This window comes from Pusillimonas sp. (assembly GCF_029263785.1).
Taxonomy (GTDB): domain Bacteria; phylum Pseudomonadota; class Gammaproteobacteria; order Burkholderiales; family Burkholderiaceae_B; genus Pusillimonas.
Window position 1 is genome coordinate 1 of record NZ_JAJUFE010000089.1, and the last position, 3,879, is coordinate 3,879.

The 3,879-nt window shown below is 57.5% G+C and carries 3 protein-coding genes and 1 pseudogene; 3 read left to right on the plus strand and 1 reads right to left on the minus strand.

The features are described from left to right. The 3 genes from Q1J88_RS12775 to Q1J88_RS12785 all read left to right on the plus strand — a co-directional run. Positions 1–1,755 (plus strand): feruloyl-CoA synthase (locus Q1J88_RS12775; RefSeq protein WP_301118116.1); only part of this gene is annotated, 1,755 nt, incomplete at its 5' end. 71 nt (positions 1,756–1,826) lie between these two features. Further along, positions 1,827–2,975, plus strand: coding sequence for an ABC transporter substrate-binding protein (locus Q1J88_RS12780; RefSeq protein ID WP_301118117.1), 1,149 nt, complete (start codon positions 1,827–1,829; stop codon positions 2,973–2,975). A gap of 126 nt (positions 2,976–3,101) precedes the next feature. Next, complete coding sequence (locus Q1J88_RS12785) at positions 3,102–3,629, plus strand: hypothetical protein (RefSeq protein WP_301118119.1); 528 nt, start codon at positions 3,102–3,104, stop codon at positions 3,627–3,629. On the opposite strand, the pseudogene Q1J88_RS12790 reads toward Q1J88_RS12785, so the two are convergent. Beyond that, positions 3,626–3,879 (minus strand): annotated as a pseudogene (locus Q1J88_RS12790) (flavin-dependent oxidoreductase); the annotation flags it as partial. The gene Q1J88_RS12785 and the pseudogene Q1J88_RS12790 overlap by 4 nt on opposite strands.

Genomic DNA, 3,879 nt, shown 5'->3' on the forward strand with positions numbered 1-3,879 from the left:
TCGCCCATCCCGTTAAGCGATTATCCGGAGCGCATCACCGACAAGCTTCTGTACTGGGCGGAAAAAGCTCCTGAACGCACATACATTGCCCAGCGAGAGCCTGGTCATGGTCCATGGCGCCGCATCAGCTACGCCGAAGCCTTGCAGGCGGCTCGCCGGCTGGGTCAAGCCATTCTCGACCGCGGTCTCACTGTCGACCGGCCGGTGCTCATCTTGTCGGGTAACGACATCGAACAGGCTCTGTTATCGCTGGGATGCCAGTTCGCCGGAGTTCCCTACTCGCCTATTTCTCCTGCCTATTCGCTTGTCTCGAAAGATTTCGAGAAGCTTCGCCACGTGCTTCAGGTAGTCACGCCAGGGCTTGTTTTCGTCTCGGACGCCAACGCATACGCTGACGCCATTCAAGCAACCATCGGCCCGGATATTGAAATTGTCAGTACTCAGCCGGCTGACATCGGTCGACCGGTCACCCTGTTCGACGACCTCATGGCCACTCCCGCTACCGATGCCATCGACGCGGCACAAAAGGCCACCGGCCCCGACACCATCGTCAAGTTCCTGTTTACATCAGGTTCCACCAGCCTGCCCAAGGCGGTCATCAACACTCAACGCATGCTTTGCAGCAATCTGGCCATGATGGTGATGGCGTGGCCCTTTTTAACCGAAGAGCCTCCCGTGCTGATTGACTGGCTGCCCTGGAATCACACGTTCGGCGGCAACCACAACCTTGGCATGGTGCTATACAACGGCGGCACTTTGTATATTGACGAAGGCAAACCGACCGACCAGGGAATCGAAACCACGCTGCGCAACCTGCGCGAGATAGCCCCCACGGTGTATTTCAATGTACCCATCGGCTGGGAAAAAATCGCCAATGCCCTCGAAATCGATGAAGCCTTGCGCACCAATTACTACAGCCGCATCAAGATGCAGTTCTATTCCGGTGCAGCGCTGGCCCAGCCCGTGTGGGACAAACTTCACGCCACGGCCGAAGCCGCTGTCGGCGAACGAATCGTCATGACCACCGGCCTGGGCATGACCGAAACAGCACCCTCGGCCATGTTTGTGCTTGATGAGCGCGCCCTGGCCGGGCAGATCGGCCATCCCTTACCCGGAATGGAATTCAAGCTGGTTCCAAACGACGATAAAACCGAAGTCCGCTATTCGGGCCCCAATGTCACTCCCGGCTACTGGCGCGATCCCGCCAAAACAGCCGAGGTTTTCGACGACGAGGGTTTTTTCTGTTCAGGCGACGCGGTCAAATGGCTCGACCCTAACGACCCGGACAAGGGTTTCGTGTTTGACGGACGGGTTGCCGAAGACTTCAAGCTCGATACCGGCACCTGGGTCAATGTGGGCCCCCTGCGAGCACTGGTTGCGCGCGAAGGCGCACCGTACCTCCAGGATTCGGTCATCACCGGTCATAACCGGCGCGAGCTGGGTGTTCTTATCGTTCCCAACCTGACACAATGCCGCAAGTTGTCCGGGCTTCCAGACAGCGCCGACGACGCAGCGGTACTTTCAAGCAAACCTGTGCGCGACTTCTTCCAGCAACTGATCGCTCGCCTGTCGGCTCAAGGTACCGGCAGTGCCACGCGTATCATGCGCGGACTGGTTCTTGTCGAACCCCCATCGCTTGATCGAGGAGAAATCACCGACAAAGGATCCATCAACCAGCGGGCAGTCCTTACGCATCGCGCCTCGCTTGTCGAGGCCCTGTACAACGATTCACACCCAGAGGTCCTCAAACCCTAAGCCCGAACCTCGCTTTGTAACCTGCAACCATTCGGCGAATTGCCGGCACCATCCCTACCAAGGAGACATTCATGAAACATAAAAACATATTGCGCGCGACCCTCTTGGCCGCGTCCCTCAGCCTCGGTTTCATGGCCCCCGCCCAAGCCGACCTCAAAATCGGCGTCGTCCTGTCACTGACCGGTCCGGCTTCGGGGCTTGGTATTCCCGTAAACACGGGCTTCGAACTCTGGCCCGATACCGTGGGCGGAGAAAAAGTCACGTTCGTCACCCTGGACGATGGCAGCGATCCGGCCCGTGCCCAGAAAAACGTTCAACGGCTCATCTCTGAAGACAAGGTAGACGTCATCATCGGTTCCAGCACCACTACGCCGGCCATCGCCATGGGCGAAGCTGCCGCCGAGGGTGAAACCGTTCAGCTCGCTGCCTCTCCCGCCGAATTCCCCCCGGGCAAAGGAACCTGGACCTTCCGTCTGCCCCAATCCACTGCGGTCATGGCCGGTGGTGTCATTGATCACATGAAAAAGCATGGCGTCAAGAATTTTGCCTTTATCGGCTACAGCGACGCCTATGGCGAAAGCTGGCTCAAGGACCTGACGGCCCTGGCCAAGGAAGCCGGCATTGAAATCACCACCGCCGAACGCTATGCCCGCGCCGATACAAGTGTTACGGCTCAGGCCATCAAGGCAATTGCCACCAACCCCGATGCCATTCTTATTGTGGCTTCGGGTAGCGGTGCCGCCATGCCCCATACCACGGTCGTCGATCGCGGCTTCAAAGGCAAAATCTACCAGACTCACAGTGCCGCCTCGCGCGACCTGATCCGTCTGGGCGGCAAGGCAGTCGAAGGTTCGTTCGTGGTGTCAGGTTTGGCCGTACTGCCCGAAGAGCTTCCCGACAGCCACCCCTCCAAGAAGATTGCCACCGACTTCGTAAAGGCTTACGAAGAAAAATTCGGTGCCGGTTCGCGTAACCAGTTCGCTGCTCACGCCTACGATGCCTACCTCATCCTGGACAAGGTGGTACCGGTCGCCAAAGAAAAAGGCCAGCCAGGAACCAAGGAGTTCCGCGTCGCCCTCAAGGAAGCTCTCGAAAATTATGGAAGCATTCCCATCACGCAGGGTGTCATCACCTACACCAAGGACGACCACTTTGGCTTGGACAAACAGGCGCAGATGATGCTTACCGTCAAGGACGGCGCCTTCGCGGCCGCCGACTAAATCCGAACGCCTTCCTTTGGCTATGGCAATGGGGTCCGAATGGACCCCATTTTTTCTTATGGATTCTGGATTGCAGGCCGGCTACTATCCAGGAACAAGGCCTCACGTCACGTACAGGAGCGAGCCATGAAACCCAACACCGAAGGTTTATCCACCGAAGATATCCGAAAATATTTTCAACGCATTTGTGAAGAAGCCGAAGGCTTAATGCGTGATTACGATCCCAGACTGATTCTGGAATGGACGGACACAAATTTGATCGAGGGAGCCTGCTTTCAGGTAGATGTGCGTATCCAGAAGGACGGAGCGCATACGGGAAGCATCGCGATGACTCTTGCAAAAGAAGACATCATGCAGATCGGCGGTCTGTTTGGCGCCGTCGCCGGAAAGGGAGCCATTGCAGACTATACGCTGGACATGAATCTGCGAGAGGTCATAACCCACGGAACGGACGCCGCAACCGTGAAAGTTACCTGGCACGAACACCTGGTCGTAAATGCACCCGGCCACCCGGATGCCTCCTCAGAAGCACGCGGGCGGCTTACCGCCGACGCCGAGGCAGACTGCGTACACCTGGTCGTGCGCGAAGAGGGCCACCTGGCGTTGGGAATGGCCCTGTGTTCCGGCACCGTGCGACTGACGGTTTCTGACTAGGAGCCCTGCAGGTAAGACGGGCGCTGTATCAGTGAACGCGCATCAAAACCTGCCACTTTGCGGTAGTTTTCGGCAATTTCCTTAAGCTCAGCCTGGGAAATAAGATCGTCAATACGATCGAAGCGCTTTCCATTTGAACGCACGAACACTTCCCGCAGGATGGCATCAGGGGGATTGACCCGATTGGTCAACACGACCTGGGTTGTCGCCTTGACACGCTCTTCGTCGTACTGTTGCAGAGCTTCGGGAA